General features: G+C 65.0%; 31 protein-coding genes. 9 read left to right on the forward strand and 22 right to left on the reverse strand.

Translation table 11 applies throughout. The features are described from left to right. Positions 1 to 63: 63 nt before the first annotated feature. The 4 genes from HAP40_RS24930 to HAP40_RS24945 form a co-directional block, all read right to left on the reverse strand. A complete protein-coding gene (locus HAP40_RS24930) occupies positions 64 to 1,566 on the reverse strand; it encodes a glycosyltransferase family 39 protein (RefSeq protein WP_166815255.1) in 1,503 nt (500 codons plus the stop codon). A 6-nt stretch (positions 1,567 to 1,572) separates the two neighbouring features. Further along, positions 1,573 to 2,706 carry a glycosyltransferase family 2 protein gene (locus tag HAP40_RS24935; RefSeq protein ID WP_166815254.1) on the reverse strand — a complete coding sequence of 378 codons (1,134 nt, stop codon included), beginning with the start codon at positions 2,704 to 2,706 and terminating at the stop codon, positions 1,573 to 1,575. 256 nt (positions 2,707 to 2,962) lie between these two features. Continuing rightward, positions 2,963 to 3,166: a hypothetical protein gene (locus HAP40_RS24940; RefSeq protein WP_166815253.1), complete on the reverse strand. Its 204-nt coding sequence runs from the start codon at positions 3,164 to 3,166 to the stop codon at positions 2,963 to 2,965. Positions 3,167 to 3,253: 87 nt separating this feature from the next. After that, positions 3,254 to 3,634, reverse strand: coding sequence for a hypothetical protein (locus tag HAP40_RS24945; protein WP_166815252.1), 381 nt, complete (start codon positions 3,632 to 3,634; stop codon positions 3,254 to 3,256). A 100-nt stretch (positions 3,635 to 3,734) separates the two neighbouring features. Between HAP40_RS24945 and HAP40_RS24950 the strand changes: the two genes are divergently transcribed. Then, the gene (locus HAP40_RS24950) at positions 3,735 to 4,571 is read left to right on the forward strand and encodes a DUF72 domain-containing protein (RefSeq protein ID WP_208024896.1); all 837 of its coding nucleotides are present in this window, start codon (positions 3,735 to 3,737) and stop codon (positions 4,569 to 4,571) included. A 9-nt stretch (positions 4,572 to 4,580) separates the two neighbouring features. After that, positions 4,581 to 5,042: a DUF488 family protein gene (locus tag HAP40_RS24955; protein WP_166815250.1), complete on the forward strand. Its 462-nt coding sequence runs from the start codon at positions 4,581 to 4,583 to the stop codon at positions 5,040 to 5,042. Positions 5,043 to 5,186: 144 nt separating this feature from the next. On the opposite strand, the gene HAP40_RS24960 is transcribed toward HAP40_RS24955, so the two are convergent. From HAP40_RS24960 to HAP40_RS24985, 6 genes are all read right to left on the reverse strand, one after another. Further along, the gene (locus HAP40_RS24960; protein ID WP_166815249.1) at positions 5,187 to 6,101 is read right to left on the reverse strand and encodes a PhzF family phenazine biosynthesis protein; all 915 of its coding nucleotides are present in this window, start codon (positions 6,099 to 6,101) and stop codon (positions 5,187 to 5,189) included. 152 nt (positions 6,102 to 6,253) lie between these two features. Further along, positions 6,254 to 7,561, reverse strand: coding sequence for an adenylate/guanylate cyclase domain-containing protein (locus tag HAP40_RS24965; RefSeq protein WP_166815248.1), 1,308 nt, complete (start codon positions 7,559 to 7,561; stop codon positions 6,254 to 6,256). 108 nt (positions 7,562 to 7,669) lie between these two features. Next, the gene (locus tag HAP40_RS24970; RefSeq protein ID WP_166815247.1) at positions 7,670 to 8,833 is read right to left on the reverse strand and encodes an ABC transporter permease; all 1,164 of its coding nucleotides are present in this window, start codon (positions 8,831 to 8,833) and stop codon (positions 7,670 to 7,672) included. After that, a complete protein-coding gene (locus tag HAP40_RS24975; protein WP_166815246.1) occupies positions 8,830 to 9,762 on the reverse strand; it encodes an ABC transporter ATP-binding protein in 933 nt (310 codons plus the stop codon). Before HAP40_RS24975 ends, HAP40_RS24970 begins: the two co-directional genes overlap by 4 nt. Next, positions 9,759 to 10,547 (reverse strand): HlyD family secretion protein, encoded by a 789-nt coding sequence (locus HAP40_RS24980; RefSeq protein ID WP_166815245.1) that lies wholly within the window; start codon positions 10,545 to 10,547, stop codon positions 9,759 to 9,761. Before HAP40_RS24980 ends, HAP40_RS24975 begins: the two co-directional genes overlap by 4 nt. After that, complete coding sequence (locus HAP40_RS24985) at positions 10,544 to 11,239, reverse strand: TetR/AcrR family transcriptional regulator (RefSeq protein ID WP_208024895.1); 696 nt, start codon at positions 11,237 to 11,239, stop codon at positions 10,544 to 10,546. The genes HAP40_RS24980 and HAP40_RS24985 overlap by 4 nt, the downstream gene beginning before the upstream one ends. A 108-nt stretch (positions 11,240 to 11,347) precedes the next feature. On the opposite strand from HAP40_RS24985, the gene HAP40_RS24990 reads away from it, so the two are divergent. The 3 genes from HAP40_RS24990 to HAP40_RS25000 are packed head-to-tail and all read left to right on the forward strand — an operon-like array spanning position 11,348 to position 12,569. Then, entirely contained in the window at positions 11,348 to 11,683 is a 336-nt protein-coding gene (locus tag HAP40_RS24990; RefSeq protein WP_166815244.1) for an ArsR/SmtB family transcription factor, read from the forward strand. Further along, complete coding sequence (locus tag HAP40_RS24995; RefSeq protein WP_166815243.1) at positions 11,680 to 12,144, forward strand: SRPBCC family protein; 465 nt, start codon at positions 11,680 to 11,682, stop codon at positions 12,142 to 12,144. The genes HAP40_RS24990 and HAP40_RS24995 overlap by 4 nt, the downstream gene beginning before the upstream one ends. 11 nt (positions 12,145 to 12,155) lie before the next feature. After that, entirely contained in the window at positions 12,156 to 12,569 is a 414-nt protein-coding gene (locus HAP40_RS25000) for a GFA family protein (protein WP_166815242.1), read from the forward strand. Positions 12,570 to 12,690: 121 nt separating this feature from the next. On the opposite strand, the gene HAP40_RS25005 is transcribed toward HAP40_RS25000, so the two are convergent. The 10 genes from HAP40_RS25005 to HAP40_RS25050 all read right to left on the reverse strand — a co-directional run bounded on the left by HAP40_RS25005 (position 12,691) and on the right by HAP40_RS25050 (position 20,638). Continuing rightward, positions 12,691 to 13,101: a DUF2000 family protein gene (locus HAP40_RS25005; protein WP_166815241.1), complete on the reverse strand. Its 411-nt coding sequence runs from the start codon at positions 13,099 to 13,101 to the stop codon at positions 12,691 to 12,693. A gap of 66 nt (positions 13,102 to 13,167) precedes the next feature. Then, positions 13,168 to 13,557: a DUF4189 domain-containing protein gene (locus HAP40_RS25010; RefSeq protein WP_166815240.1), complete on the reverse strand. Its 390-nt coding sequence runs from the start codon at positions 13,555 to 13,557 to the stop codon at positions 13,168 to 13,170. 214 nt (positions 13,558 to 13,771) lie between these two features. Then, on the reverse strand, positions 13,772 to 15,376 hold the full coding sequence (locus tag HAP40_RS25015) for an NTP transferase domain-containing protein (protein WP_166815239.1): 1,605 nt from the start codon (positions 15,374 to 15,376) through the stop codon (positions 13,772 to 13,774). Further along, a complete protein-coding gene (locus tag HAP40_RS25020; protein WP_166815238.1) occupies positions 15,373 to 16,074 on the reverse strand; it encodes an XdhC family protein in 702 nt (233 codons plus the stop codon). Before HAP40_RS25020 ends, HAP40_RS25015 begins: the two co-directional genes overlap by 4 nt. A 2-nt stretch (positions 16,075 to 16,076) precedes the next feature. Further along, entirely contained in the window at positions 16,077 to 16,400 is a 324-nt protein-coding gene (locus tag HAP40_RS25025) for an XdhC family protein (protein WP_008564652.1), read from the reverse strand. Between the two features lie 9 nt (positions 16,401 to 16,409). After that, entirely contained in the window at positions 16,410 to 17,612 is a 1,203-nt protein-coding gene (locus HAP40_RS25030) for a vWA domain-containing protein (RefSeq protein ID WP_166815237.1), read from the reverse strand. 132 nt (positions 17,613 to 17,744) lie between these two features. Beyond that, positions 17,745 to 18,668 (reverse strand): AAA family ATPase, encoded by a 924-nt coding sequence (locus HAP40_RS25035; protein ID WP_166815236.1) that lies wholly within the window; start codon positions 18,666 to 18,668, stop codon positions 17,745 to 17,747. A 62-nt stretch (positions 18,669 to 18,730) separates the two neighbouring features. Continuing rightward, on the reverse strand, positions 18,731 to 19,537 hold the full coding sequence (locus HAP40_RS25040) for an FAD binding domain-containing protein (protein WP_166815235.1): 807 nt from the start codon (positions 19,535 to 19,537) through the stop codon (positions 18,731 to 18,733). A gap of 33 nt (positions 19,538 to 19,570) precedes the next feature. Then, entirely contained in the window at positions 19,571 to 20,056 is a 486-nt protein-coding gene (locus tag HAP40_RS25045) for a (2Fe-2S)-binding protein (protein WP_166815234.1), read from the reverse strand. A gap of 135 nt (positions 20,057 to 20,191) precedes the next feature. After that, entirely contained in the window at positions 20,192 to 20,638 is a 447-nt protein-coding gene (locus HAP40_RS25050) for a CoxG family protein (RefSeq protein ID WP_008564659.1), read from the reverse strand. Between the two features lie 169 nt (positions 20,639 to 20,807). Here HAP40_RS25050 and HAP40_RS25055 point away from each other — a divergent pair, with 169 nt between their 5' ends. From HAP40_RS25055 to HAP40_RS25065, 3 genes are all read left to right on the forward strand, one after another. Further along, on the forward strand, positions 20,808 to 22,163 hold the full coding sequence (locus HAP40_RS25055) for a 3-carboxy-cis,cis-muconate cycloisomerase (protein ID WP_166815233.1): 1,356 nt from the start codon (positions 20,808 to 20,810) through the stop codon (positions 22,161 to 22,163). Between the two features lie 27 nt (positions 22,164 to 22,190). After that, complete coding sequence (gene pcaD, locus HAP40_RS25060) at positions 22,191 to 22,973, forward strand: 3-oxoadipate enol-lactonase (RefSeq protein WP_166815232.1); 783 nt, start codon at positions 22,191 to 22,193, stop codon at positions 22,971 to 22,973. A gap of 108 nt (positions 22,974 to 23,081) precedes the next feature. Next, positions 23,082 to 23,474, forward strand: a complete 393-nt coding sequence (locus tag HAP40_RS25065) for a carboxymuconolactone decarboxylase family protein (RefSeq protein WP_166815231.1) — start codon at positions 23,082 to 23,084, stop codon at positions 23,472 to 23,474. On the opposite strand, the gene HAP40_RS25070 is transcribed toward HAP40_RS25065, so the two are convergent. Then, positions 23,436 to 23,960: a hypothetical protein gene (locus tag HAP40_RS25070; RefSeq protein WP_166815230.1), complete on the reverse strand. Its 525-nt coding sequence runs from the start codon at positions 23,958 to 23,960 to the stop codon at positions 23,436 to 23,438. The two genes, HAP40_RS25065 and HAP40_RS25070, sit on opposite strands and share 39 nt — an antisense overlap. A 198-nt stretch (positions 23,961 to 24,158) precedes the next feature. Beyond that, positions 24,159 to 24,344, reverse strand: a complete 186-nt coding sequence (locus tag HAP40_RS25075; protein WP_081494932.1) for a hypothetical protein — start codon at positions 24,342 to 24,344, stop codon at positions 24,159 to 24,161. A 277-nt stretch (positions 24,345 to 24,621) separates the two neighbouring features. Here HAP40_RS25075 and HAP40_RS25080 point away from each other — a divergent pair, with 277 nt between their 5' ends. After that, complete coding sequence (locus HAP40_RS25080; RefSeq protein WP_166815229.1) at positions 24,622 to 25,539, forward strand: ABC transporter permease subunit; 918 nt, start codon at positions 24,622 to 24,624, stop codon at positions 25,537 to 25,539. The last annotated feature ends 4 nt before the right edge of the window (positions 25,540 to 25,543 follow it).

A 25,543-nucleotide genomic window follows, 5' to 3' on the forward strand; every position in this document is an offset into this window, starting at 1 on the left:
CACCCAACACTCCGCTGTCGTCCCGGCGTTCGCCGGGGCGACGGCGAGGAAGTGGCGCGGCCGTTACCGCGCCTCCGGCGGCGGGGAACGGTCGAGCACGTCACCCTTGGCGCCTTCGAGCAGATCGATGCCGTAGGTCTCGACCACGAGCGGCCCGCGCTTGCGCTGCAATTGCGCAACCTGCGTCACCTTCGCGAAAAGCTCGTCGAGGGCAGGACGTCCTCCTGCACGCAGCTCGTCGACGTAGAGCAGCTTGTCGGCGAGCAGCTTGGGATCGGGCTCAGGCATGTTGACCCAGCGGATGCGCTGGGTCTGCTGCGCCACGCAGGTCCCGCGCGGCAAATAGAAGGCGAGCCATCCGGTGGTGCCGTAGTCCTGCGCGAGCACACAGGTCGCGCCGTTGCGCGCACGCACCGCTTCGATCTCGGCGGCAAGCTCACGCCAGCCGACGCCGACGCTGCGCACCGTGGCGTCGCGGCGATATCCGGACAGCCAGCCGGTATTGGCCTGCACGATCAGGGCTGCAAACATCACGATGCCCGTTGGCGCCGCCCAGCGCAGGCAGAAATCGGCCAGGCGCCGCTGGCGCGGCCGCCACGGCACGAGGTTGACTGCGGCCGCCGCAGCAATGACGAAGGGCGGATAGACAGGCGCGAACCAGTTGGCCTCGACGCGGGCATGCAGCGAATGCCAGACGAAATAGACGACGATGGTCCAGAACATCGTCTCGATCAGCACGCGCGAGGCCAGCGCGCCGGCCCGGTGCCAGGTCAAGGCGTGCAGACCCATCGCGCCGAGGATGAAGACGAGCGGGGTCGCGAACGCGATCTGGGTCGGAACCAGCTCCGCGATGAAGACGGGGCGGAAGTCCTCGATCCTGGCACGGCCGAGCTGCTTTGCGAACGAGACCCATTGATGATCCGCATTCCATAGGATCACCGGCGAGAACAGCGCCAGCGCAACGAGGCCACCGAGATAGGGCCAGGGCGAGAGGAACCAGCGCCGCAATTTCGGCACGGCCGCGAGCCAGATCAGGATCGCCAGCCCGAAGAACATCGCGGTGTATTTCGACAGCAGCGCCGCACCGACGGCTGCGCCGACCGCGAGCCACCAGGGCCCGCGTCCGGTCTCCAGCACCTTCGCAAGGAAGAACAGCACGAAGCTGGAGGCGACCAGAAGCGGCGCATCGGGCGTCACGATCAGCGTGCCGACCGAGGCCATCATCGTCACGTTGAGCAGGATGGCGCTGGTGGCGGCCACGCGCGCACCGCCGAACAGGATCGCGGCGGAGCGATAGACCGCGTAGCTCATCGGCAGCGCCAGCAGGATCGAGACGAGGCGAACGCCGAGCTCGGTGTCGCCGGCAATCATGGTGCCGGCGCGGATCACATAGGCCACCATCGGCGGGTGGTCGTAGTAACCGCCCGCCAGGTTCTTCGACCACATCCAGTAATAGGCTTCGTCGAAGGTGATCGGCGTGAACGCGGCCGCGACCAGCCGCAACGCGACCAGCGCAAGAATCGCCAGCGCGGTGTTGCGGACGATCCGCGCGTCAACTCCGGCCATATCGCGCTATTTCTTGCGCCAGACGAACAGTCCGGACATCGCGTAGTTCCACACCACGCCCATCAGCGCGCCAGCCATGCCCGCCAGCCACCAGATCGGCTCCTGGTCATAGACCGAGAAAGCGACGCCGACATTGGCGAGCAGACCGACGCTGCACACGATGTAGAAGGCGATCAGGCCGCGCAGCAGCGCAAAGCCCTTCAGCCGCTGGTCGCGATAGGTCAGGAAGTTGTTGAGGATGAAATTACTGGTCATGGCGACGATGGCGCCGGCCGCCTGCGCCTCCGCGAATGGCGCCTTGAACAGCTGAAGTCCAATGAACAGCGTGGTGAGATGCACCACGAGGCCGATGCCGCCGACCATCGCGAACAGGATGAAGCGCAGCGAGACGATGTCGTTGCTCAGCTTGGCGAGGACGAGGCCGAGGAAGTCGAGCGCGACCATGGAATCGAGCTTGCTCTCGCCATGCTGGCGGGCGCCGAACGTGTAGGGAATCTCGACCGCCCGCAAGGTTCCGTTCGCGGTCGCGACGACGTCGAGCAGGATCTTGAAGCCGTGCACGGACAGCTTCGGCGCCAGCTGTTCGAAACGGTCGCGGCGGAGCATGAAGAAGCCGCTCATGGGATCGGCGATCTCGACCCGCAGCATCTTTCTTGCAAACTCGGTTGCGAGCGCGCTGGCGCCGGCGCGCTGCTTGTTGAAGCCCTCGCTCTTGTAGCCCTCGATGTAGCGGCTGCCGACGACGAGGTCGGCCTGGTCGCTTGCGAGCAGCAACAGCATCTTCGGCAGCTGCGTCTCGTCGTGCTGGAGGTCGGCGTCGATCACGGCGACAAAGGGTGCGCTCGAGGCGAGAATGCCCTCGATGCAGGCGCCTGACAGGCCGCGACGGCCGATTCGGCGGACACAGCGCACGCGGCTGTCGCGCTGCGCCAGCGCGCGCACGACGTCCCAGGTGCCGTCCGGTGAATTGTCGTCGACGAACACGACTTCCCAGGCGACGTTGACGAGCGTCGCCTCCAGCCGCCGGTACAGCACCATGACGTTGTCGCGTTCGTTGAAGGTCGGGACGATGACCGACAGTTCCGGCCCCTCTTGAGCCTGTGGCAGGTTGTCGGCGCCCGGTCTGATCGCTTCATTCATAACGGCAGCGTATATCCGCCGCGTCCTGCGCTGCCAAGTTCTTGCGCTGCCAAGCCCAAGGGTTGTGTGGGGAACGGCCCAAAGGGGCCCCAAAATGCCAACGACCCCGGAACGGCGGGCCGCGCGTACATCCGGCGCAAGCCCAAGCTATTCCAAGGTCGTCCCAGCGCCGGAGCTTTCGCTCAACGTCGCCGTTGATAGCTAGATAGGAACGAGGAATCCGCTTCGCAAGGGGTCCAAACCCGCTTTTTGTGCCCTATTGGTTGGGCACTTCCCGGATCACCGGCCCTCGTGGCGCCGGAGCGGCCGGGGCTGCGGGAGCCGCCGCCGGGGCAGGCTCCACTTTCGCTGGCTTGGGCGGCTTGCCGTACTGTCCAATCGGCCCGAACATGACGGCGACCACAAGCACGATCGCCGCGACGACCGCGCCCAGAATGCCCCCCACCGACTCAGACGACATCGACCCATCCCTGTTCCAGATGCGCCCAGTGATACCATGGATGCGCGCGCGGCCGGAAGGGCTTGCCGACCGCACCGGTCAATCGACCTATTTCTGCGGCGGTCGGTGCTTGACGTAAGCCGTCACGATGTCCTTCTGCGCCGCCTCCACAGCCCTGTTCGCGGTGGCGAGATGGGCGCCGGAATCGATGTTTGGATATTGCGTGGTGAGGTAATCGAGCAACGCCACCCGGTAATATTGCCGTTCCGACGGACAGGCGCCCGCAACCGAGCGGCCGAAATCCTGCTCCGAGAGGCCCTTGTTGGACTCGCGCGAATATTCCCGCGCCAGGCAATGCCAATAATCGTCGCGGCCCTGCTGGGCGAGCTTCTGTGCGCCTTTCGCGTCGTCGTCATCTGCGAAGGCAAAACATGTCATGGCAGCAGATGTCATCACCACGAGCGCAGCTCCCACCAACAGCTTCCGCATCTTGTTCTCCTTTTTCGCGGGTCCGGCCGCGAGCTTAGACGGGACAGGCCAACTGGCCAATCACAACTGGTTTGACTAGGATGAGGTCCCTCCCCCGTCGATGCGAGATCCGCCCGTGGCCAAAGCAAAAACTGCGTCCAAAAAATCCGGCAACATCTTCATTGGCATCGGCGGCTGGACCTTCGAGCCCTGGCGCGGCGTGTTCTATCCGGAGAAGCTGACGCAGGCGAAGGAGCTGTCCTATGCCGCCTCGAAGCTGACCTCGATCGAGATCAACGGCACCTATTACGGCTCGCAGAAGCCGGAGAGCTTCCGCAAATGGGCGAGCGAAGTACCCGAGGGTTTCGTGTTCTCGGTGAAGGGCCCCCGCTTTGCCACCAACCGCCGCGTGCTCGCCGAGGCCGGCGATTCCATCAAGCGGTTCTATGATTCCGGCGTGCTGGAGCTCGGCGACCATCTCGGGCCCGTGCTCTGGCAGTTCGCGCCGACCAAAAAGTTCGACGGCGCCGATTTCGGCAAGTTTCTGGAGCTGCTGCCGCGCAAGCTCGACGGGCGCGCGCTGCGCCATGTCGTGGAAGTGCGCCATGACAGTTTCTGTGCGCCTGATTTCGTCGCCCTGATCCGCGAATTCGAGACGCCGGTCGTGTTCGCCGAGCACGGCAAATATCCGGCGATCGCCGACGTCGCCGGCGACTTCGTCTATGCGCGGCTCCAGAAGGGCAATGACGAGATCAAGACCTGCTACCCGCCGAAGCAGCTGGACGCGTGGGCCGAGCGATTTCAGGCCTGGGCTTCGGGCAGTGAACCCGACGACCTGCCGAAAGTTGACGACAGCAAGCCGAAGAAGGAGCCGCGCGACGTGTTCGCCTATGTCATCCACGAGGGCAAGGTGCGGGCGCCGCACGGCGCCATGGAGCTGATCGCGCGGGTGAGCTGAGGATCGTCCATGGCGAAGGCGAAGAAACTCTTCACCATCGGCTATGAGCAGACGCCGCCCAAGGCGGTGCTGGACGAGCTGGAACAGGCCGGCGTCAAGCTCGTGGTCGACGTGCGCGCGGTGACGTCCTCGCGCCGGCCGGGCTTCTCCAAGAAGCAATTGTCGGCGGGCCTCGACGAGCGCGGCATCGCCTATGTCCACCTCGCCGCGCTCGGCACGCCGAAGGAGGGCCGCCTGGCGGCGCGCAGCGGCCAATACGACGTGCTGGAGAAGATCTACTCAAAGCACCTGAAGACGCCGCAAGCGCGGGAAGAGATGGACGAGCTCTCGGCGCTGGTGAAGAGGGCCGGCCCCGTCTGCCTGCTGTGCTACGAGCGCGACCACACCCATTGCCACCGCCAGATGATCGCGGAGATCATCGAGGAGCGCGATGGCGTTGCGGTGAAGAATTTGGCGGGGCAGCAGGTGTAGCCACACCGTCATTCCGGGGCGCGCGTAACGCGAGCTACGGTGCGCAATTGCGCACCTGAGAATCCATCGGGCAACAGAGTGAGTAGATGAATGGATTCCGGGCTCGCGACTTCGTCGCGCCCCGGAATGGCCGGCCGATAGAACTCAACCCTCCCCCGCCAGCTCGAACGTCCCCTCCATCATCTGCACGCAATGGCCGCCGACATAGGCATCGAGAAGCGCACCGCCCTCCTTCTCGACCGTGGTCCGCAGGATGCTCGGCCGGCCCATGTCAAAACCCTGACCGAAGGTGAGCTTCACCTCGCCGTCGCGAAGCGGATCGAGCTCTGCGAGCAGAGCGGCCGCGGCGACCGTCGCGCTGCCGGTGGCGGGATCCTCCGCGAATCCACTTGTGCCGGGCATGAACATCCGCGCCATGAGATCGCAGCCCGCTTCCGCTGCGAGAATGTCACGCGTGTAGAAATAGACCGCGAAGGCGCCGTCTCGGGGCAGTATTTGCCCGAACGCAGCAGCATCGGGCTTCGCCCGCCGCAGGGCATCGCGCGAATGCAATTCCGCGACCACGAACGGCGTTCCGACGCCGACCACCTGCGGCGCGTGGCGGTCGGTCCTGACGTCGTCCGCGGTCAATGACAGACATGCGGCGACCTCGGCAGCGGACAGTTTTGCAAGACGCGCCAACGGCTGCGGTGCCGTCAGCTCGGCGCCAATGACCTTGCCATGCTCGCGCCAGATCTTGACCGGCACGATCCCCGCCTTTTCCTCGAACAATAAACGCGGCCAGGGCTCGTTGCTGCGCCGGGCCAGCACGAAGGCGGTGCCGACATTGGGATGGCCTGCGAAGGGGAGCTCCCTCACCGGTGTGAAGATGCGGACCTCCGCTTCGTGGCCGGGATTGTGCGGCGGCAACACAAAGGTTGTCTCGGAATAGTTGAACTCGGTCGCGATCGCCTGCATCTGCGCGGTCGTGAGTCCGCCGGCATCGAGCACCACGGCGAGGGGGTTGCCGCCGAAGGCGCGGTCGGTGAACACGTCGACGGTGACGTAGCGGCGCTGCATTGTCTCTTCCTCATGCAAGCGCGGCCGCGACCGGCCGCATCACCGGCAGTCTACAAGCCGGCAACATCGCTCGTCATGTCCCAAAATTCGGAGCAATCGGAGCAATCGATTTCGAAGCGAAGGAGCGACACACGCGCGATGTGCGACGCGCGTTAGCCCAACTGAAACACCGCGACCGGCCGCTCGTAACCGCGCACCTCGACCTCGCCGAGCGCAACGGCGTCGGCGCCGTCGGCGCCCAGCGCCTCGCGAACGGTTGCGGAGATCAGGAGCTGCGAGCCGAACTCCTTGTTCAGCGCTTCCAGCCGCGAGGCGAAGTTCACGGTATCGCCGATGACAGTGTATTCCTTGCGCCGGGGCGAGCCGATATTGCCGGCGACGACCTCGCCGAAATGGATGCCGATGCCGATGCGCAGCGGCCAGCTGGTCTGCGCGTTGATGCGGTCCATCGCAGTCAGCATCTCGCGGCCGGCGGCGACTGCGCGATGCGCGGCGTCGGCAGCCTCCAGCGGTGCGCCGAACAGCGCGAGAAAGCCATCACCGAGAAACTTGTTCACGATGCCGCCGTGGCGGTCGAGAATGTCGACCAGCACGGCGAAGGCGCCGTCGAGCCGGTCGACCACCTCCTGCGGCGTGCGCGACTGCGCACCGGCGGTGAAGCCGCGGAAATCGACGAACATCACGGCGACGCGGCGGACGTCGCCCCCGGTGCTGGGCCCCGCCGCCATCAGCCGCTCCACCACCTGCGGCGAGACGTGCTGGCCGAACAGATTGGTCACTCGGTCGCGCGCGGTGGCCGCCGCAATGCTCGCGGCAAATTGCCGCCGCAGCTGCGCGCCGACGGCGCCGGCGAGCACGCCGCAGATCAGGATGATGATGCTGCGCACGGCGTGGAAATAAATAAGGGGTTCGTCGCCCTCGCCAGCCGAGTTGTAATACAGCGCGACTCCCAGAAGTCCGGCGGCGGCCACGAAACCCGTGAATGCGGAGAGCCAGAAATCGAGCCGCAGCGTCGAGAGGATGACGAAGATGAAGTACATCAGCGGCACGGCGAAGCCGAGCGCCTGGGGCGCGCCCATGGACCGGATTTGCATGACAAGAATCACGGTGGGCAGTGACGTCTCGATCAGCGTGCCGATATAGCGCCGGATCACCGGCAGGTCGCGATCGAGGCGGAGGTTCTTCCTGATCTGGGTGTGAATCCAGACTTCGAACAGGATGAAGCAGGCCAGAAGGCCGTAGACCTCGATGATCCCCTCCGTCCCGCGCCAGACCCGGTTCACCACAGCGGGGTCGATCAGGTAGATAGCCGTGAGGAACAACGTCATGCAGCAGCCCGTCATGATCAGCGCTCGCACCCGCAACAGCTCGGTGCGCAGCACCTCCCGCGTCAGCTCGCGCTCGAAATCGTCCGATAGCACGGCGTGATGCCGCGTCTTCCTGCTTGCAAACCTGACCATTCCGCCCCCTTGTCATTCCGGGTCGCGACAAGTCGCGAACCCGGAATCTCGAGATTCCGGGCTCGATGCTAGCGCATCGCCCCGGAATGACATCGAGGATAGTGTGCCTCAATCCAGCGTGCGGCGGAAGCGCGTCACGGCGATGGTCATGGCGAGCAGCATCAGGGCCGCCAGCGCCAGCGTGTCGAAATGAAGGTTCTGCATCGTCGCGCCCTTGAGCATGATGGCGCGGACGATGCGCAAATAATGGGTCAGCGGCAGGGCTTCGCCGAGATATTGTGCCCAGGCCGGCATGCCCGCGAACGGAAACATGAAGCCGGAGAGCAGGATGCTCGGCAAGAAGAACATCATCGACATCTGCATCGCCTGGAGCTGGTTCTGCACCAGGGTCGAGATGGTGTAGCCGATCGACAGATTGGTGGTGATGAACAGCGTCGAGAGCAGCGCAAGCAGGAACAGGTTACCGAGCAGAGGCACGCCGAACAGGCCGACACCGATGCCGATGATGAGGAAAGCCTGGAGGAAACCGACCAGGACGTAGGGCACGATCTTGCCGAACATCACCTCGATCGGCTTGATCGGCATCGACAGCAGGCTCTCCATGGTGCCGCGCTCGACCTCGCGCGTCACCGACAGCGCCGTGAAGATCAGCATGGTCATGGTGAGGATGGTGCCGACCAGCCCCGGCACGATGTTGAGGCTGGAGTCCGCGGCCGGGTTGTAGCGGGCATGCGCGCGGATCTCGAGCGGCATCTCCGGAGGATCGCCGATGTAGAGATCATGCTTGAGCGCGGTCTGCACCACCATGCCGAGCGAACCGATCGCCGAGCTCGCCGCAACCGGATCGGTGGCGTCGGCCGCGACCAGCAGCGCCGGCTTGTCACCGCGCCGCACCGCGCGTTCGAAGCCGCGCGGGATCTCGACGCCGAACAGCACCTTGCCCGATTTCAGGAGATTGTCGAAATCGTCGACGTCGTGCACTTCGTAGAGGAAGCGGAAATAGGCGGTGTTCTCCAGCGCCTTCAGGATCGAGCGGGCGAGATCGGAATCCTCCTGAAGCAGCACCGCGCTCGGCAGATTGCGCGGCGTGGTGTTGATGGCATAGCCGAACAGCATGAGCTGCATCACCGGCAGCATCACGATCATCGCGAACGAGACGCGATCGCGCCTCAGCTGGATGAACTCCTTGATCAGCATCGCATAGGAGCGCTTCCAGAAGCCGAAGCGTTCCCGGATCTCATGCCTTGGGACTGGCTGATCGGCGGCGCTCATTGGAAATTGTCCTTGGAACGGCTCATCAACTCGATGAACACGTCTTCCAGCGACGGCGACGATTTGTGCCAGTGCAGGCCGCTCTTGTCTTGCCAGGGCGCAATGCTGGCTTCGAGCGCAGCGACGTCACGGCCGGAGACGTGCAGCGAGGTGCCGAACGGCGCGACCATATCCACGCCGGGCTTGCCGGTGAGCGCGGCCGTGAGCTCGTTCAGCTCGTCGCCCGTCACCGTGTAGGTCGTCAGCGCGGATCCCGCGATCACCTCCTCCACCGTGCCATGCGTCAGCAGATGGCCGTACGCGATGTAGGCGATCTCGTGGCAGCGCTCGGCCTCGTCCATGTAGTGGGTCGAGACCAGCACGGTGAGACCATCGGCTGCGAGCGCGTGGATCTCGTTCCAGAAGTCACGCCGCGCCTTTGGATCGACGCCGGCAGTGGGCTCGTCCAGCAGCAGCAGTTTCGGACTGGGCAGCGTGCAGGCACCCAGCGCCAGCCGCTGCTTCCAGCCGCCGGAGAGTTCGCCCGCAAGCTGCTCCTCGCGCCCCGAAAGCCCGAGCCGCTTGATCATGTCGCGCGCAGCACCGCGCGGGTCCGTGAGGCCATAGAGCCGGGCGACGAATTCGAGGTTCTCGCGCACCGAGAGATCTTGATACAGGCTGAAGCGCTGGGTCATGTAGCCGACCAGGCGCTTGATCTTGTCGGCATCGCGCCGGATGTCGTAGCCGAGACAGGTGCCCTCGCCGCTGTCGGGCGTGAGCAGGCCGCAAAGGATGCGGATGGTCGTGGTCTTGCCCGAGCCATTGGGGCCGAGGAAGCCGTAGATCGAGCCGCGCTTCACCTGCATCGACAGATCGTGCACGACCTCGCGGCCTCCGAACGACTTGGTCAGGCCCTTGACGTCGATCGCGATGCCGTTGCCGCCGCTCATCGCTTGTCCGCCACCGGAGTCTTTGGATTGAGATAGACGTCGATCGGCTGTCCGACGCGCAGGGCGTCGGGGCGCGAGGGCCGCGCCTGGATCAGATAGACCAGCTTGTTGCGTTCCTCGAGGCTGTAGATCACGGGCGGCGTGTATTCGGCCGCGGTTGCGATGAAATAGATCTTTGCGGTGAGATCGGCCGCGCAATTGTCGCAACCAACCCGCACGGTGTCGCCGATCGCAAGCTTCGGCAGCTCGGTCTCCGGCACGAAGAAGCGCAGCTTCATGTTGCCGGGCGGCATGATCGAGAGCACCGGCCGCTGCGCCGCCACCATCTCGCCCTCGCGGAAATAGATCTGCTGGATGGTGCCGGCAACGGGCGCAAAACCCTTGCGCCGCGCCAGCCGGGTCTGCGACGTCACCACCCGCGCCTCCGCGACCCGCAGGTCGGAGACGGCGGAATCGAGCGACGCCTGTGTTCCGGAGCCGGTCTTTCTCAGCGACTCCGCGCGATCATGGGTCTGCTGCGCGTTCGCCAGCGTCGCCTTGGTCTGATTGAGATCGGCAAGCTGGAGGTCGTCGTCGACGGAATAGAGCTGATCGCCGACCTTCACTTCGTCGCCTTCGCGAATGTTGAGCTTCGTCACCCGGCCTGCTTCGTCCGGGCTGACATAGATCATGTCGGCCTCGACCCAGCCCTGGAAGCCGGGATCGCGCTTCTCCTTGCAGCCGGCCAGCCCGGTCGCGAGCACGATCGTCAATGCAACACCGAAAATTGCTTGTGACGACCTCATGTCGTCCTCCGTTCGCCAAAAATCAAATCGAGATGAACGCGCAGCATCTCCTGCGCGTCGAGCGGCGCGTGCCGCGCAAACAGGCTCTGCCAGATCACCGCGATCATCGCGGGCGCGACCAGGATCTGCGGAAAGCGCGCAAGGTTCTTCTCGCGGATCTCGCCGCGGGCGATGCCGAGCTCGATCAGGGCGCGCATGCCCGCGATCCCGCGCGAGACGACTTCGCGGTAGTAGAAATCGGCAACGGACGGAAAGCGCGGCCCCTCCGCCACGATCAGGCGCACGAGATCGCCGCGCCTGGTGCCGATGACCTCTTTCAGGAAGTTGCCGGCAAAGGTCTCGATGAGCTCGCGCACCGTGCCGGTCGGCGGCGGCAGCGCATTCAGCCGCGCCACGACGGGGACGATGACGATGCGCACCAGCTCCTCGAACATCGATTCCTTGTCCTTGAAGTGCAGGTAGATCGTGCCCTTGGCGACGCCGGCGCGCTTGGCGATGTCGTCGAGCCGCGTTGCGGCAAAGCCGCGTGCGATGAACTCCTCCATTGCCGCTTCCACGATCGCTGCCCGCCGCTCCGCGGCACGCGTGGCGCGGTTCGAGGCAGGCACGCCGCCTGCGCCATGGGGCGCATTGCCTTCCGCGCTGGCGCGATCTGCTGACGACGTGGGGGCTTTGGTCGGCTTCTTGGTCATGATCAATTAATGACTGACTAGTCAGTCATTGTCAAGTCAAGTGATTGGCGCGGATAAATGAAACAAATTAGCATTGACTAATGCATTAGTGTATACTAATTAAACCTCATGATCGAAACTGCTCCAAATCCCGTCACCACCGTGATGCGCGCCCTCGCCGACCCGACCCGCCGCGCGGTGTTCGAGCGTGTCTTCGAGAGCAAGGAGATCAGCGTCGCCGAGCTCACCCGCGGCAGCGGCGTGACCCAGGGCGCGATCTCGCAGCACCTAAAATCCCTCAAGCAGGCCGGCCTCGTCGCCGAGCGTGCCGAGGGCCGCAACGTCTACTACCGCGCCGCGCCGCAAGGGCTCGAGCCCCTGGTCACCTGGATGGACCATTACGGCGTGTTCTGGCGCGAGCGCTTCCAGAACCTGCGTGACCTCTTGAAGGAGATCGATACATGAGTGCAGCCGAGTTGAACGCCGAGACAAAGGACATCGTCATCGACGAGGTCTTCCCTCATGCGGTCGAGGTCATCTGGAATGCGTTGACCAGCGCCCAGCTGATTGCGCGCTGGCTGATGCCGCCGACCGGTTTCGAAGCCGTCGAAGGCAACACATTCACGTTCAAGACCAACCCGGCGGGCGCGTGGGACGGCACGATCCATTGCCGCGTTCTGGAGGTCGTCACGAACCGGCGCTTTTCCTATGCCTGGAAGGGCGGCGACGAGGGCAATACCGCCTACGGCTCGGCGCTCGACACCGTCGTCACCTGGTCCCTCACGCCGGTCGAGGCAGGCACGCGGGTGCGGGTGGTGCATTCGGGCTTCGTGACGCCGAAGAACGACACCGCTTATCGCGACATGAGCGACGGCTGGGTCAAGGTGCTGCAGCGGCTCGATGCGATCTCGGGCGAAGGCACGTAAGGAGCATCGTCATGGACAAGCCCTATACCGGCGGCTGCGCCTGCGGCGCGATCCGCTATTCGATTGCCGGCGAGCCGCTGTTCAGCAATCACTGCCAGTGCCGCGACTGCCAGCGGGAGAGCGGTACCGGCCACGGCTCGTACGCGACGTTCGCGCGTGCCGGCGTCACGCTGACCGGCGATGCCAAGCATTGGGACATGGTCGCCGACAGCGGCAACGTGAAGACGCGCGGCTTCTGCGCGCAATGCGGCGTGCCTGTCTATCTGACCTTTGCCGCCATGCCCGACATCTTCACGATCCGCGCCGCGAGCCTCGACGAGCCCGCGCGATACAAGCCGCAGGTCGTGACGTATACCGCGCGCGGTCATGACTGGGATCGGCTCGATCCCGATCTGCAGACGTTCGAAGGCATGCCCCCGGGGTAGCCGCGCACTCCGTCATTGCGAGGAGCGAAGCGGCGAAGCAATCCAGAAAACCTCCGCGGCAAGATTCTGGATTGCTTCGCTTCGCCCGCAATGACGATGCGGAAGCTGTCGGGCGCGGCCACTAATTATGGAACTTCAGCCCGTCCACGATCTTGTCGATCACCTTGCGCTCGGCGCGGATCGCGATGCCGACGAGATTGAGTTCGGTGCGCGCCACGCCCCTCACCGCCTCGCGGTTGGCGGCATCATGCGTGGTCTTGAACATATCCTCGGTGTAGACCGCCGGTTTGACGTTGCGGGTGAGCGCGCGATCGAGCGCGCGCGACAAGGCCGGACCATCGGCGCCGTAGATCAGGATCGGCTGGCCGATCAACGGATGATATGTCGTACCCGAGGCGTCCTCATAGGGCTCGCCGATACAGTCGGGAAACGCAGCGGCGATGCCGCTGGTGAGAAAAGACGCGACGTTGAGCTTCTGCCAGGCCTGAAGATCGGTGCGGATCACGACCGCGATCTTGGTGTCGAACTGCATGCAATTCCTCGAATGTCATTCCTGATGGAGATGCTACGCATCGCCCCGGAATGACAGCAAGCGGAATCAGCCCTTGGCGTCGCAAGCCCAGGCGCGGATCACGCATTCCTTGCCGCCGTATTTGTAGCATTCGCGCGTGGCGGCATTGAGCGAGGCCGAGATCTTCGGCTTGACGGCATACCCATAGGCGCCGCAGGGATTGGCGAGATCGACCGACATCGCGGCGCAGGCGCGCTTCATCGTCACGGTCGTACAATCACCCTTGCATTGCTTCTGCGCCGCGGCGCGAGCCTCGTGTTCGGCGCCGTAATCAAAGGCTTGGCCATAGGCTCCGCACTTTCCGACCGCGATGGCGCCGGCGGCGTGGGCGTCGGTGATGTAACGAGCGCCGGAAACACAAACCGACAGCGCAAAGAAAAACATCGCGCAACGGCGCGCGACGACGTTCGAAGCCATGGAAAAGCCCCTCCCCCCAAGGCAGGTGGGCTCACTCTATGCCGCGGTCGTTTCCAGATGGTGAACGGGTGGTTGAAATCGAGCCGAATGGGAGGTGCCGTAGGGTGGGCAAAGGCGCGAAGCGCCGTGCCCACCATCCATCTCCGCGACTATCGAAAAATGGTGAACACGCTTCGCTTTGCCCACCCTACGGCACCGTCATTGGACGGCACCTTCAGCCGCGGCGGGCCGCTTCCAGCGCCTGCGGCGTATCGATGTCGAGGAAGGCGCTCTCGCCATCGACGGGCACTTCGGCCACCGCTTCAGTGTGCTTGGCGATGAGATGACGCGCACCGACGTCGCCGTCGAGCGTCATCAATTCCTTGAAGAAGCGGCGCGACCACAGCACGGGATTGCCGCGGCGGCCCTCGCTGACGGGCACGACGATGAGATTGCCGCGGTCGGGTGCGAAACCGTCGATGAGGCGGTCGATCAGGCCGGCGTCGATCAACGGCATGTCACCGAGACACACCACGGCACCGTCGCAGGACTCGGGCGCGGCGGCGATGCCGGTCTTGACCGAGCTCGCTATGCCGCCGGCGAAATCCGGATTGCGGACGAACTTCACCTTCAGGCCCTGCAGCGCCTGCTCGACCAGCTCGGCCTGATGTCCGGTGACGACGATCACCTCCGATGCCTTGGAGGCGAGCGCCTGTTCGGTCGCGATCCGCACCAGCTTTTTGCCGTCGAACTCGGCGAGCAGCTTGTTCGGACCGCCCATGCGGGTGGAGCGGCCGGCCGCCAGCACGATGGCGGCGACCTGGCGGTTGCCCTCGGTCTCCGGCTTGGCGCGCGGCTGCGGGCGCGTGACGATCTCCATCAACAGGCCGCCAACGCCCATGCCCATCAGCTCGGACCGCGTCACCTCGATGCCGGCGAGCAGCCGCATCAAGACCCAGTCAAACCCGTTCTCGACCGGCGAGCGCGCACAGCCCGGCGCGCCCAGCACCGGCACATTGCCGGCGCGGGCGATCAGAAGCAGATTGCCGGGATCGACCGGCATGCCGAAATGCTCGATCTCGCCGCCAATGAGGGTGACGGCCGCCGGAATGACGTCGCGGCGGTCCGCGATCGCGGAGGCGCCGAAGACGATCACGAGCTCCGCACCGAGTGTGAGCAATTCCTTGATCGCGGCCGATAGCGCCTGCTCCTCATGCGGGACGCGCCGCTCGGCAATGATGCTGGCGCCGGCGGGCGCGAGCCGCTCGGCGGTGACACGCAGCGTCTTGTCGATCACCTTGGACGACAGGCCCGGCAGCAGCGTCGAGACCACGCCGACACGCTGGATCACGTAAGGCGCGACCTTAAGCACGTCCTTGCCGGCCGCCTTCACCGCCGCGTCGCGCAGACTCCCCTCGACGCCGAACGGGATGATCTTGACGGTACCGACCATCTCGCCCTCGACCACCGGCTTGTAGGCCGAGAGCGTGGCAAAGGTGATGGCCTCGTCGATATTGTTGATGCGGTCGACCGCGGCGCGGTCGATCACCAGCACGCCAGCGCGCGCGGCGAACAGATTGGCGCGGCCGGTGAAGGCGCGCTCGACATGGATGCCCTCGCCACCGATGGCAAGCGCGATGCCCGCGGCCGCAACGTCCTCGGAGACATCGCCCTCCTCCATGCGCACCACGACGATGTCCTTGATGCCGGCCCGCTCCAGCGCCTCGACCTCGGCGGGGCCGATCGTCGTGCCCTTCTTCAGCACCAGCGGTCCCTGGCGCAGGGTGTGGACGGTCACCCCGCCGATTGCGTCCTTGGGGCTCGCCGGACCGAACTTCATGCCGCTTCTTCTTTTTCCTTTGGAGGTAGCCGAAGCACGGCCGTGATCTCGGCCATGATCGATACCGCGATCTCGGATGGCGAGACCGCGCCGATCGCGAGCCCGATCGGCGCGTGGATGCGCGCGATGTCGCTTTCCTTGGCGCCCTGTGCACGTAGCCGGTCGCCGCGCTTGGCGTGAGTCTTTCGCGAGCCGAGCGCGCCGATATAGAAACAATTGCGTTCGAAGGCGTGCAGCAACGCGGGATCGTCGATCTTCGGATCGTGCGTCACCGCGACGAAGGCGGTGTAGGCATCGACATTGAGCGGCGGCAGCGCCGTGTCGGGCCATTCCGCAACGAGTGGAATGTCGGGGAAGCGCTCGGGGCTCGCAAAGGCCGTGCGGGGATCGACGACCGTGACGTCGTAGCCGAGCGAGCGCGCCAGCGGCGCCAGGGCCTGGCTAATATGGACCGCGCCGATGATGACGAGTTTTGCGGTCGGCGCGTAGACGTTGAGGAACAGCTTCTTGCCGCCGGCCTCGACATTGGCGCTCTTGCCCATGCGGAGCTGCTTGTCCAGCTCGGCGCGCAGGGGATCCTTGGCAAAGTCCGCGGCCTTCACCAGGCGCTGCTCGCCGCTCTCGGTATCCGTCACCAGGATCACCGGCCGGCGCGCGGCGCGCTCGGCGTTGAGTTCGTGCAGGATCGCAAGCTTCACGGCTAACCGACCTTCTCGACGAAGACGCGGATGGTGCCGCCGCAGGAGAGCCCGACGTTCCAGGCAGTCTCGTCGGCCACGCCGAACTCCAGCATCTTGGGCTTGCCGCTCTCGATCACGTCCATCGCCTCGGTGACCACGGCGCCCTCGACGCAGCCGCCGGAGACGGACCCCAGGAACGTGCCCTCGTCGTTGATGACGAGGCTCGAGCCCGCCGGGCGCGGCGCCGAGCCCCAGGTCTCCACAACCGTTGCCAGCGCGACGCCACGGCCGGCCTTCTGCCAGTCTTCCGCCGCCTTCAGAATATCCTCGTCGCGATCGAGCATGGGGGCCTCTCAAGCTGCGGAGCGGATCAGGCTGCGGTGATGCGGCGGCAGCGGCCGGGAGAGCGTGGTGATCAGCTCCTGGATCGAACTCAAATTATGCACCGGGCGGAATTCGTCAACGTGCGGAAGCATCATTTTGATGCCCTGCGCCTTGGCCTCGAAGCCGCCGAACCGCAGTAGCGGATTCAGCCAGATCAGCCGCCGGCAGGACCGGTGCAGCCGGTCCATCTCGAAGGCCAGCTTGGAATCGGCCTCCCGCTCCAGCCCGTCGGAGATCAGGAGCACGATGGCGCCCTGGCTCAGCACGCGCCGTGCCCACAATTTGTTGAAGTTGTGCAGCGAGGCCGAAATCCGGGTGCCGCCGGCCCAATCCTCGACCGCGGCCGAGCAGCTCGCCAGCGCCTCGTCCGGATCGCGCTGGCGCAGCGCGCGGGTGACGTTGGTCAGGCGGGTGCCGAACAGGAACACCGAGACGCGCTTGCGCGCATCGGTGATGGCATGCAGGAAATGCAGGAACAGGCGGGTGTACTCGCTCATCGAGCCCGAGATATCGAGCAGCGCGACGATCGGCGCAGGCTTCTCGATGCGTCCGAGGCGATGGATGTCGATGATGTCACCACCTGTCCGCAAGGAGGCGCGCAGCGTCCGGCGCAGATCAAGCCGGAGGCCGTGGGGATCGGGCCGGCGCCGGCGCGTCAAGAGCTCGGCCTGCGGCAGGTGCATTTTCTCGACGGCGCGCAAGGCTTCCGCGATCTCTGCCGCGCTCATCTGCGCAAAATCCTTCTTCTGAAGGATTTCCTTGTCGGAGACCGACAGGCGCAGATCCTGTTCCTGGTGCTGCGGCGTCTCCGTCATCCGCGGCTGCGACATCGCCTCCTGCACGCGGCGGGAGCCGGCCTGCGGCTTCTTCCTGGCCTGCTCCGGCAGCGGCACCGAATCCAGCATGTGCTTCCACTCCTCCGAGGCGCGGAAGAACAGGTTGAAGGCCTGCTTGAAGATCAGCGCATGCTCGTGGCGCTTGACGAAGATCGCCTCCAGCGTGGTGAAGACGTCGGCGCGGCTGCCGATGTCGATCACCTGCAGCGCGCTCATGGCATCGATGACGGCGCCTGGGCCCACTGGCATTCCCGCCGCCCGCAGCGCGCGGGCGAAGCCGACGATGTTGTCGGCGAACTGCTCGGTTTGCTCGGGGGCAAGGTGGTTGATGGCCATAGTCTCGTATCCATCCCCTCGTCATTCCGGGGCGCGCCCTCTTGGGCGCGAGCCCGGAATCCATTCATCCACCGTCGCCGCTGCACAATGGATTCCGGGTTCGCGCTACGCGCGCCCCGGAATGACGGAAAATCAATTCTCGCTCGTCGCGTCCTTCAGCACCTTTTGCAAGGTGTCGCCCTGCATCCGGGTAATGTCGTCCTGGTATTTGAGCAGCGCACCCAGCGTGTCGCCGACCACCTGCGGGGTCAGCGAGCGGGCGTCGAGCTCCGACAGTGCAGTGGCCCAATCGATGGTCTCGGCGACACCGGGCGACTTGTAGAAGTCCTGGTTGCGCAGCGCCTGGACGAAGCGCACGACCTGCTGCGACAGCTTCGCGGAGATGCCGGGCACGCGTGACTTGACGATCGCGAGCTCGCGCTCGGCGGCGGGATAGTCGACCCAGTGATAGAGACAGCGCCGCTTCAGCGCGTCGTGAATCTCGCGGGTGCGGTTGGAGGTGATGATAACGATCGGCGGGCTCGGCGCCTTCACCGTGCCGAATTCCGGAATGGTCACCTGAAAGTCGCTGAGGATTTCGAGGAGGTATGCCTCGAACGCCTCGTCGGCGCGGTCGAGCTCATCGATCAAGAGCACTGGCGGACCGGCGACGTCGGGCTCCAGCGCCTGCAGCAGCGGCCGCTTGATCATGTAGCGATCGGCGAAGATGTCGCTCGAGAGCTGGTCGCGATCGGTGTCGCCGGCGGCTTCCGCCATCCGGATCGCGATCATCTGCGCGGCGCTGTTCCACTCATAGACCGCGGAGGAGACATCGAGGCCTTCGTAGCACTGCAGGCGGATCAGTTTCCGCCCCAGCGCCGCCGAGAGCACCTTGGCGATCTCTGTCTTGCCGACGCCGGCTTCGCCTTCCAGAAACAGCGGACGGCCCATGCGCAGCGACAGGTACGTCACCGTCGCCAGCGATCGCTCGGCGAGATAGCCGCGCGATGTCAGGAGTTCGAGCATCGCATCGACCGACGCCGGCAAAGCACCGGAAGAATTGGCCGCTGAGGTCATGAAAAAGCCAGTCTCGCTACGCCCTCACCGGGGACAGGTCTGAGCCGGGGAATGAGGTCAGCTCATTCCTTGGCATTGGCGGCATCGACGGCGCGGCGCGTCAGCACGCCGATGAGATGCGCGCGGTACTCGGCGCTGCCGTGGATGTCGCTGTTGAGGCCTTCCGCCGGCACCGCGATGCCGTCAAGCGCCTTCGCCGAGAAGCGCTTCTTCAAGGCCTCCTCGAACGCGGTCACGCGGAACACGCCGTCGGAGCCAGCGCCGGTGACGGCGACACGCACGTCCGACGGACGCCGCGCCACGAAGACGCCGACCAGCGCATAGCGCGAGGCCTGGTTGCGGAACTTGATGTAGGCTGCCTTCTTCGGCAGCGGGAACATGACCTTGGTGATGATCTCGTCAGCTTCGAGTGCCGTCGAGAACAGACCCTGGAAATACTCTTCGGCCTTGAGGCGGCGCTTGTTGGTGACGATGGTTGCGCCCAACGCGAGCACCGCGGCCGGATAGTCCGCGGTCGGATCGTTGTTGGCGAGCGAGCCGCCGATCGTGCCTTTGTGACGGACGGCGGGATCGCCGATCTGGCTGGCGAGATCTGCCAATGCCGGAATCGCTTCCCCGACGATGGCGGAGCTCGCGACCTCGGCGTGCCTGGCGGTGGCGCCGATCACCAGCGAACGGCCCTTCATCTCGATCGCGTCAAGCCCCTCGATATGGGAGAGGTCGACCAGATGCGGCGGGCTGGCGAGGCGCTGTTTCATGACGGGGATCAGCGTGTGACCGCCGGCGATCACCTTGGCGTCCTCGTTCTTCACCAGGAGGTTGGCCGCCTGGCGAACGGTGCCGGGCCGATGATATTTGAATTCGTACATGGGTGTGTCCTGATCGCGGAATGCGCGCGCGGTTTACGCCAGATCGGATTTCGCCATCGCCTTCGCGCCGGCGGAGATCGAGGCGACGATGTTCTGGTAGCCGGTGCAGCGGCAGAGATTGCCTTCCAGCTCCTCGCGGATGGTGTGGTCGTCGAGCTCATTGCCCTTGCGATGCACGATATCGATCGCGGTCATGATCATGCCGGGCGTGCAGAAGCCGCACTGCAGGCCATGATGCTCGCGGAAGGCCTCCTGCATCGGATGCAGCGGCGCGCCGTCGGCGGCGAGTCCCTCGATCGTCCTGACCTCGTGGCCGTCGGCCATCACGGCCAGTGTGGTGCAGGACTTCACCGCCTTGCCGTCGAGATGCACGACGCAGGCGCCGCACTGCGAGGTGTCGCAGCCGACATGCGTGCCGGTCAGCCGCAGATTCTCGCGCAGAAACTGCACCAGGAGGGTGCGGGGATCGACGTTGGCCGTGACTGGATTGCCGTTCACGATGAGGGAGATTTTTGCCATAAGCACTCTCTATCAGCGCCCCGACGGGTCCCATCGAAGCGGTTCTTATAATTGTTCCAACCCATCATATGGGCCAATACGCCCGGGGGCAACATCGCCCCGGGCGCAAGGCGCCATGCCGAAAGGCGATAGCCGTCAGCCCTGTACCGCCTTGGCGAAGTTCGCAAAAAATTCGTCGGCCAGCTTCTTGGCGGCGCCGTTGATGAGGCGCTGGCCGAGCTGCGCCAACTTGCCGCCGATCTGCGCCTCGACGTCGTAGGAGAGCAGCGTGCCGCCATCCTTCTCGGCGAGCCTCACGGCCGCGCCGCCCTTGGCAAAGCCGGCCACTCCGCCCTCGCCTTCACCGGAGATCTTGTAGCCATTGGGCGGGTCGAGATCCGACAGCGTGACCTTGCCTTTGAAGCGCGCGGACACCGGGCCGACCTTCATTTTCGCCGTTGCGCGAAAGCCGCCGTCGTCCGTCTTCTCCAGCTCCTCGCAGCCGGGAATGCAGGCCTTCAAAACCTCGGGATCGTTGAGCTTGTCCCATACGGCCTCGCGCGGCGCCGCAAGCTGGACTTCGCCGTTCATCGTCATGGCCATGGGTGCCTCCCGGATCGCACAACTATAATTCTGCTCAAGTAACGCACGGAGGCCGTAAAGGAAAGGGCGGGGCCCGGTCACGTGCAATGCATATTCGCAACTGCAAAAGGCTTGCGTCAATGGTTTGGGATTGGCACAGGCGGGCCATGGTGGTTAGGTCCCGCACAACATGAGCACATCCCTCTCCCCCCTGCTCGCGCCGATGCTGTCGAGCGCAGCCATGCGCGCGGCCTGCGACGATCGGTCGACCCTTCAGAACATGCTCGATTTCGAGGCAGCGCTGGCCCGGGCCGAGGCCGCCACAGGCGTGATTCCCGCCTCCGCAGTGGGAGCGATTGCGTCCGCCTGCGAGGCTGATGCTTTTGACATGGCCGCCCTGGCCGAGGCCGCAACGCGGTCAGGCAATCTCGCGATTCCCCTGGTCAAGGCGCTGACCGCCAATGTCGGCAAGGCCGATGCGGAGGCCGCGCGTTACGTGCATTGGGGCGCGACCAGCCAGGACGTCATCGACACTGCGACCATGCTCATGCTGCGCGCCGGCATCGGGGTGCTGGATGCCGACCTCAGCCGTGCCATCAAGGGCTTCGCCGCATTGGCGCGGGCCCATCGTGCCACCGCGATGGTGGCGCGGACCTGGCTCCAGCACGCGCTGCCGATGCCGTTCGGCCTCAAGGCCGCCGAATATGCCGCAAGCCTTGCCCGCGCCCGCTGTCGCCTCAGGCGGCTGTCCCGTGAAGGCCTCGCGCTGCAATTCGGCGGCGCCGCCGGCACGCTAGCCGCACTCGGCGACAAGGGACTCGCGGTCGCCGAACGGCTGGCGCAGGAGCTGAACCTGCCGTTGCCGGAAGCGCCCTGGCACACCCATCGCGACCGCATCGCGGAGGCCGCGTCAAGCTTGGCGATCCTCGCCGGCAGCTGCGGCAAGATCGCGCGCGACGTCTCGCTGATGATGCAGACCGACGTTGCCGAAGCGTTCGAGCCTGCCGGCGAAGGCAGGGGTGGCTCCTCGACGATGCCGCATAAGCGCAACCCGGTCGCCGCCGCCAGCGCGCTGGGCGCTGCGACCATGGCCCCTCAACTCGCTGCCACGATTTTTGCCGCGCAGGTCCACGATCACGAGCGCAGTGCCGGCCCCTGGCACGCGGAATGGCCTACGCTGCCGCAATTGATGCTGGTCACCTCTGGGGCGTTGGCCGCAATCGTCGACATCGCCGAGGGCCTCGACGTCGACGCCGCGCGCATGCGCAGCAATCTCGATGCGACGCAGGGGCTGATCATGGCGGAAGCCGTTACCTTTGCGCTCGCCGAGAAGATCGGCAAGAGCGATGCGCATCATCTCGTCGAGGCCGCCAGCAAGCGCGCCGTCGCCGAGAAGAAGCATCTGCGCGAGGTGCTGTCAGCCGATTCGCTCGTCACCGCGCATCTGCCGCCGGAAAAAATTGCGGCATTGTTCGAGCCGATGGCCTATCAAGGGGCTTCCCAGGCCCTGATCGACCGGCTGCTCGACAGCCTCGACCGCGAATAAGAACCGCAAATACGACGGAGACGCCGCATGCCCATGATCGATGCCGACGGATGCCTGCTCAACGTCTCCGTCGAGGGCCGCGACGGCGGGCCCACCCTGATGCTCTCCAACTCGCTCGGCTGCACGCTTCAGATGTGGGAGCCGCAGATGAAGGCGCTGACGCAGGTATTCCGCGTCATCCGCTACGACCGCCGCGGCCACGGCAAATCGAACGTTCCGCCCGGCCCCTATACGATGGAGCGCTTCGGCCGCGACGTGCTCGCAATCCTCGACGATCTCAACATCGAGAAGGTGCATTGGTGCGGCCTGTCGATGGGCGGCATGGTCGGGCAATGGCTGGGCGCAAACGCGCCGGAACGCTTCGGCAAGCTCATCCTAGCCAACACGTCCTGCTACTATGCCGAGCCGACCAAATGGCTCGAGCGCATCGACGCCGTGAAGAAGGGCGGCATCGCGGCGGTTGCCGACGCCGTGATCGCGGGCTGGCTGACGCAGGATTTTCGCGAGCGCGCGCCTGAAATCACCGCGAAGATGAAGTCGATGCTGCTCGCCTCCCCTGTCGAGGGTTATCTTGCCTGCTGCGAGGCGCTGTCGACGCTGGATCAGCGCGCACTGCTTCCCAAGATCAAGAGCCCGACGCTGGTGATCGCCGGCCGTCACGACATGGCAACGCCGATCTCGGCGGGCGAGCTGATCCGCGCGAACGTTCCGGGCGCCAGCATGACCATCATCGACGCCGCCCACATTTCCAATGTCGAGCAGCCGCACGCATTCACGGATGCCGTGGTGGGATTCTTGACGCAGCGCTAGCTACAGCTGTCATTGCGAGCGCCGCGAAGCAATCCAGAAATCCCTCCGTGGCGACAGTCTGGATTGCTTCGTCGCTCCGCTCCTCGCAATGACGAAGGAGGAAAGAACATGGACGACCAGAAGCGCCGCGAGGCCGGCATGAATGTGCGCCGAAAGGTGCTGGGCAATGCCTGGGTCGACAAGTCGATCGCGAACCGCAACGCGTTCAACACCGACTTCCAGGACATGATCACCCGTTACGCCTGGGGCGAGATCTGGACGCGGCCGCATTTCGACGAGCGCACGCGGCGGGTGCTGGTGATCGGCACGATGGTCGCGCTCGGACAATGGGACGAATTCCGCCTGCATGTGCGCGCGGCGCTCGCCGAGGGCGGCTTCACGCCCGACGACATCAAGGAGATCCTGCTGCAGCAGGCGATCTATTGCGGCGTTCCGGCGGTGAACCACGCCGTCAAGGAAGCCTCAGCGATTGTGCAGGAGCTCGGCCTGCTCAAGACCTAGGGGGCCGACGCTCTCGACGGTCTTCGGCGCCGCCTCCGGCTTCTCGATGACGAGCACGATCGCCGCGCCGAGCAGCAGCAGGAGCTCGGTGGCGTGCAGCCGGAGCGCGGCCATCTCGCCGACCTTGGACGCCATCACCATGCTGGCAAACGAGATCAGGCTGCCGATCGCCAGCGCAATGCCGAGCGCCTCGTCGCTGCCGCCATTCTTCCGCGTGCGGGGGATGCAGAGCAGCACGAAATAGATTGCAAAGAACGCCACCACCGTCAGCCGTCCCAGCGCCAGCAGCCAGGCGGCGCGCACCGTGTCCATCCCCGCCATCTGGAGATGGTCGCTCAGGAACAACGCGACGGCAACGCTCGGCCGCTCGTAGAGGCCGTGCACCGGTGCCACGATGATATTAAAGGCGACAAGGGACCATGCCGGAATGAAATAGGCCGCCAGCAGCGCGCCGTTGACCGAGCCGATCCGCCAATTCCTGAACATGCCGCTTCCCGCTGGTTACCGAGGCCTTCGACGGAAGGCAGCGGCTTTGCCGGAGCTAACTCGCATCAGACTGTGGCGGCAATTTAAACCCTTTGTTTACCTTAACTGGGCCGCTGAACCAAAGATAAGGGCCCCGCCTTTCGGCGGGGCCCTCTTCACCCTTGTGACTCCCTTGTGACTCCTGGGCTCCCAAACTCACTATTCCTGACCGCGCTGGCCGCCCTGCTGCTGGCCGGGGCGCTCGCCCTGGCGCATCGGGTCGTTCTGCTGCTGCTGCCCGGGTTTCTGGCCGCCGCCCTGCTGCTGTCCGGGCTGTTGGCCTGGGCGCTGCTGGCCGGGGTTCTGACTCTGCTGGCCCGGATTCTGGTTCTGCTGCTTCGTCATTCGGGGAAACTCCCTTGTTGGACGTCAGAGCGGATACAACGGGCGGGCCCGACTTTCGTTGCCCGCGGAACCAGGTTCCTCGCACCTGCGGAACCGCCTCAATGACATTCGTAACTGAAATGACCATTGTACAAGCCCATCTGCCGCGGCTTCGCCAGTTGCAGCCGCCAGTTCCCTCCTGTTACAAAACCGGAAGAATGCTCAAGGGCTGCCGGAGCCCAAGAACTCTTTCTCAAGAGCTCCCTTTGAGCCGCGTCAGGTTTGGTAACGGCAGCCCATGGATTATTTCGCCCAGCAGCTCATCAACGGTCTCGTCCTGGGCTCGATCTACGGCCTGATCGCGATCGGCTACACGATGGTCTACGGCATCGTCGGCATGATCAACTTCGCCCATGGCGACATCTTCATGATCGGCGGCTTTATCGCCCTCATCACCTTCCTGATCCTGATCTCGCTCGGCCTGACCGCAATTCCTGTGATCCTACTCGTCGTGCTGCTGGTCTCGATGGCGATCACCGCGCTCTATGGCTGGACCATCGAGCGCATCGCCTACCGGCCGCTGCGCCATTCCTTCCGCCTCGCCCCGATGCTGTCGGCGATCGGCATGTCCTTCGTGCTGACCAATTATTCGCAGGTGGCGCAGGGCGCCCGCGTCAAGCCGATTCCGCCCTTCATCACCGGCGGCTACACGCTGCATGAGAGCGCGGACGGCTTCGTGATCCAGCTCTCCAACATCCAGATCATGGTGGTCGTCACCACCATCGTGCTGCTGGCGCTCTTCACTTGGCTCGTGTCGAGCACCCGCCTCGGGCGTGACATGCGCGCTTGCGAGCAGGACCAGACCATGGCGGCGCTGCTCGGCGTCAACGTCGACCGCACCATCTCCATGACCTTCGTGATCGGCGCCGCGCTCGCCGCCGTGGCGGGCCTGATGTACCTGCTCTATTACGGTCTGGTCGATTTCTTCATGGGCTTCGTCGCCGGCATCAAGGCATTCACCGCGGCCGTGCTCGGCGGCATCGGCTCGCTGCCGGGCGCCATGCTCGGCGGGCTTGCGATCGGCCTGATCGAGACGTTCTGGTCGGCCTATTTTTCCGTCGAGTACAAGGACGTCGCCGCGTTCTCGATCCTGATCGTCGTGCTGATCTTCATGCCGACCGGCCTGCTCGGTCGCCCCGAAGTCGAAAAAGTCTGACGGA

This window comes from Bradyrhizobium sp. 1(2017) (assembly GCF_011602485.2).
Taxonomy (GTDB): Bacteria; Pseudomonadota; Alphaproteobacteria; order Rhizobiales; family Xanthobacteraceae; genus Bradyrhizobium.

What these genes read in the sequence shown, in the direction of transcription:
- HAP40_RS24930 (WP_166815255.1), bottom strand. Translation starts at nt 1,566, where the DNA reads ATGGCCGGAGTTGACGCGCGGATCGTCCGCAACACCGCGCTGGCGATT.
- HAP40_RS24935 (WP_166815254.1), bottom strand. Translation starts at nt 2,706, where the DNA reads ATGAATGAAGCGATCAGACCGGGCGCCGACAACCTGCCACAGGCTCAA.
- HAP40_RS24940 (WP_166815253.1), bottom strand. Translation starts at nt 3,166, where the DNA reads ATGTCGTCTGAGTCGGTGGGGGGCATTCTGGGCGCGGTCGTCGCGGCG.
- HAP40_RS24945 (WP_166815252.1), bottom strand. Translation starts at nt 3,634, where the DNA reads ATGCGGAAGCTGTTGGTGGGAGCTGCGCTCGTGGTGATGACATCTGCT.
- HAP40_RS24950 (WP_208024896.1), top strand. Translation starts at nt 3,735, where the DNA reads ATGCGAGATCCGCCCGTGGCCAAAGCAAAAACTGCGTCCAAAAAATCC.
- HAP40_RS24955 (WP_166815250.1), top strand. Translation starts at nt 4,581, where the DNA reads ATGGCGAAGGCGAAGAAACTCTTCACCATCGGCTATGAGCAGACGCCG.
- HAP40_RS24960 (WP_166815249.1), bottom strand. Translation starts at nt 6,101, where the DNA reads ATGCAGCGCCGCTACGTCACCGTCGACGTGTTCACCGACCGCGCCTTC.
- HAP40_RS24965 (WP_166815248.1), bottom strand. Translation starts at nt 7,561, where the DNA reads ATGGTCAGGTTTGCAAGCAGGAAGACGCGGCATCACGCCGTGCTATCG.
- HAP40_RS24970 (WP_166815247.1), bottom strand. Translation starts at nt 8,833, where the DNA reads ATGAGCGCCGCCGATCAGCCAGTCCCAAGGCATGAGATCCGGGAACGC.
- HAP40_RS24975 (WP_166815246.1), bottom strand. Translation starts at nt 9,762, where the DNA reads ATGAGCGGCGGCAACGGCATCGCGATCGACGTCAAGGGCCTGACCAAG.
- HAP40_RS24980 (WP_166815245.1), bottom strand. Translation starts at nt 10,547, where the DNA reads ATGAGGTCGTCACAAGCAATTTTCGGTGTTGCATTGACGATCGTGCTC.
- HAP40_RS24985 (WP_208024895.1), bottom strand. Translation starts at nt 11,239, where the DNA reads ATGACCAAGAAGCCGACCAAAGCCCCCACGTCGTCAGCAGATCGCGCC.
- HAP40_RS24990 (WP_166815244.1), top strand. Translation starts at nt 11,348, where the DNA reads ATGATCGAAACTGCTCCAAATCCCGTCACCACCGTGATGCGCGCCCTC.
- HAP40_RS24995 (WP_166815243.1), top strand. Translation starts at nt 11,680, where the DNA reads ATGAGTGCAGCCGAGTTGAACGCCGAGACAAAGGACATCGTCATCGAC.
- HAP40_RS25000 (WP_166815242.1), top strand. Translation starts at nt 12,156, where the DNA reads ATGGACAAGCCCTATACCGGCGGCTGCGCCTGCGGCGCGATCCGCTAT.
- HAP40_RS25005 (WP_166815241.1), bottom strand. Translation starts at nt 13,101, where the DNA reads ATGCAGTTCGACACCAAGATCGCGGTCGTGATCCGCACCGATCTTCAG.
- HAP40_RS25010 (WP_166815240.1), bottom strand. Translation starts at nt 13,557, where the DNA reads ATGGCTTCGAACGTCGTCGCGCGCCGTTGCGCGATGTTTTTCTTTGCG.
- HAP40_RS25015 (WP_166815239.1), bottom strand. Translation starts at nt 15,376, where the DNA reads ATGAAGTTCGGTCCGGCGAGCCCCAAGGACGCAATCGGCGGGGTGACC.
- HAP40_RS25025 (WP_008564652.1), bottom strand. Translation starts at nt 16,400, where the DNA reads ATGCTCGATCGCGACGAGGATATTCTGAAGGCGGCGGAAGACTGGCAG.
- HAP40_RS25030 (WP_166815237.1), bottom strand. Translation starts at nt 17,612, where the DNA reads ATGGCCATCAACCACCTTGCCCCCGAGCAAACCGAGCAGTTCGCCGAC.
- HAP40_RS25035 (WP_166815236.1), bottom strand. Translation starts at nt 18,668, where the DNA reads ATGACCTCAGCGGCCAATTCTTCCGGTGCTTTGCCGGCGTCGGTCGAT.
- HAP40_RS25040 (WP_166815235.1), bottom strand. Translation starts at nt 19,537, where the DNA reads ATGTACGAATTCAAATATCATCGGCCCGGCACCGTTCGCCAGGCGGCC.
- HAP40_RS25045 (WP_166815234.1), bottom strand. Translation starts at nt 20,056, where the DNA reads ATGGCAAAAATCTCCCTCATCGTGAACGGCAATCCAGTCACGGCCAAC.
- HAP40_RS25050 (WP_008564659.1), bottom strand. Translation starts at nt 20,638, where the DNA reads ATGGCCATGACGATGAACGGCGAAGTCCAGCTTGCGGCGCCGCGCGAG.
- HAP40_RS25055 (WP_166815233.1), top strand. Translation starts at nt 20,808, where the DNA reads ATGAGCACATCCCTCTCCCCCCTGCTCGCGCCGATGCTGTCGAGCGCA.
- pcaD (WP_166815232.1), top strand. Translation starts at nt 22,191, where the DNA reads ATGCCCATGATCGATGCCGACGGATGCCTGCTCAACGTCTCCGTCGAG.
- HAP40_RS25065 (WP_166815231.1), top strand. Translation starts at nt 23,082, where the DNA reads ATGGACGACCAGAAGCGCCGCGAGGCCGGCATGAATGTGCGCCGAAAG.
- HAP40_RS25070 (WP_166815230.1), bottom strand. Translation starts at nt 23,960, where the DNA reads ATGTTCAGGAATTGGCGGATCGGCTCGGTCAACGGCGCGCTGCTGGCG.
- HAP40_RS25075 (WP_081494932.1), bottom strand. Translation starts at nt 24,344, where the DNA reads ATGACGAAGCAGCAGAACCAGAATCCGGGCCAGCAGAGTCAGAACCCC.
- HAP40_RS25080 (WP_166815229.1), top strand. Translation starts at nt 24,622, where the DNA reads ATGGATTATTTCGCCCAGCAGCTCATCAACGGTCTCGTCCTGGGCTCG.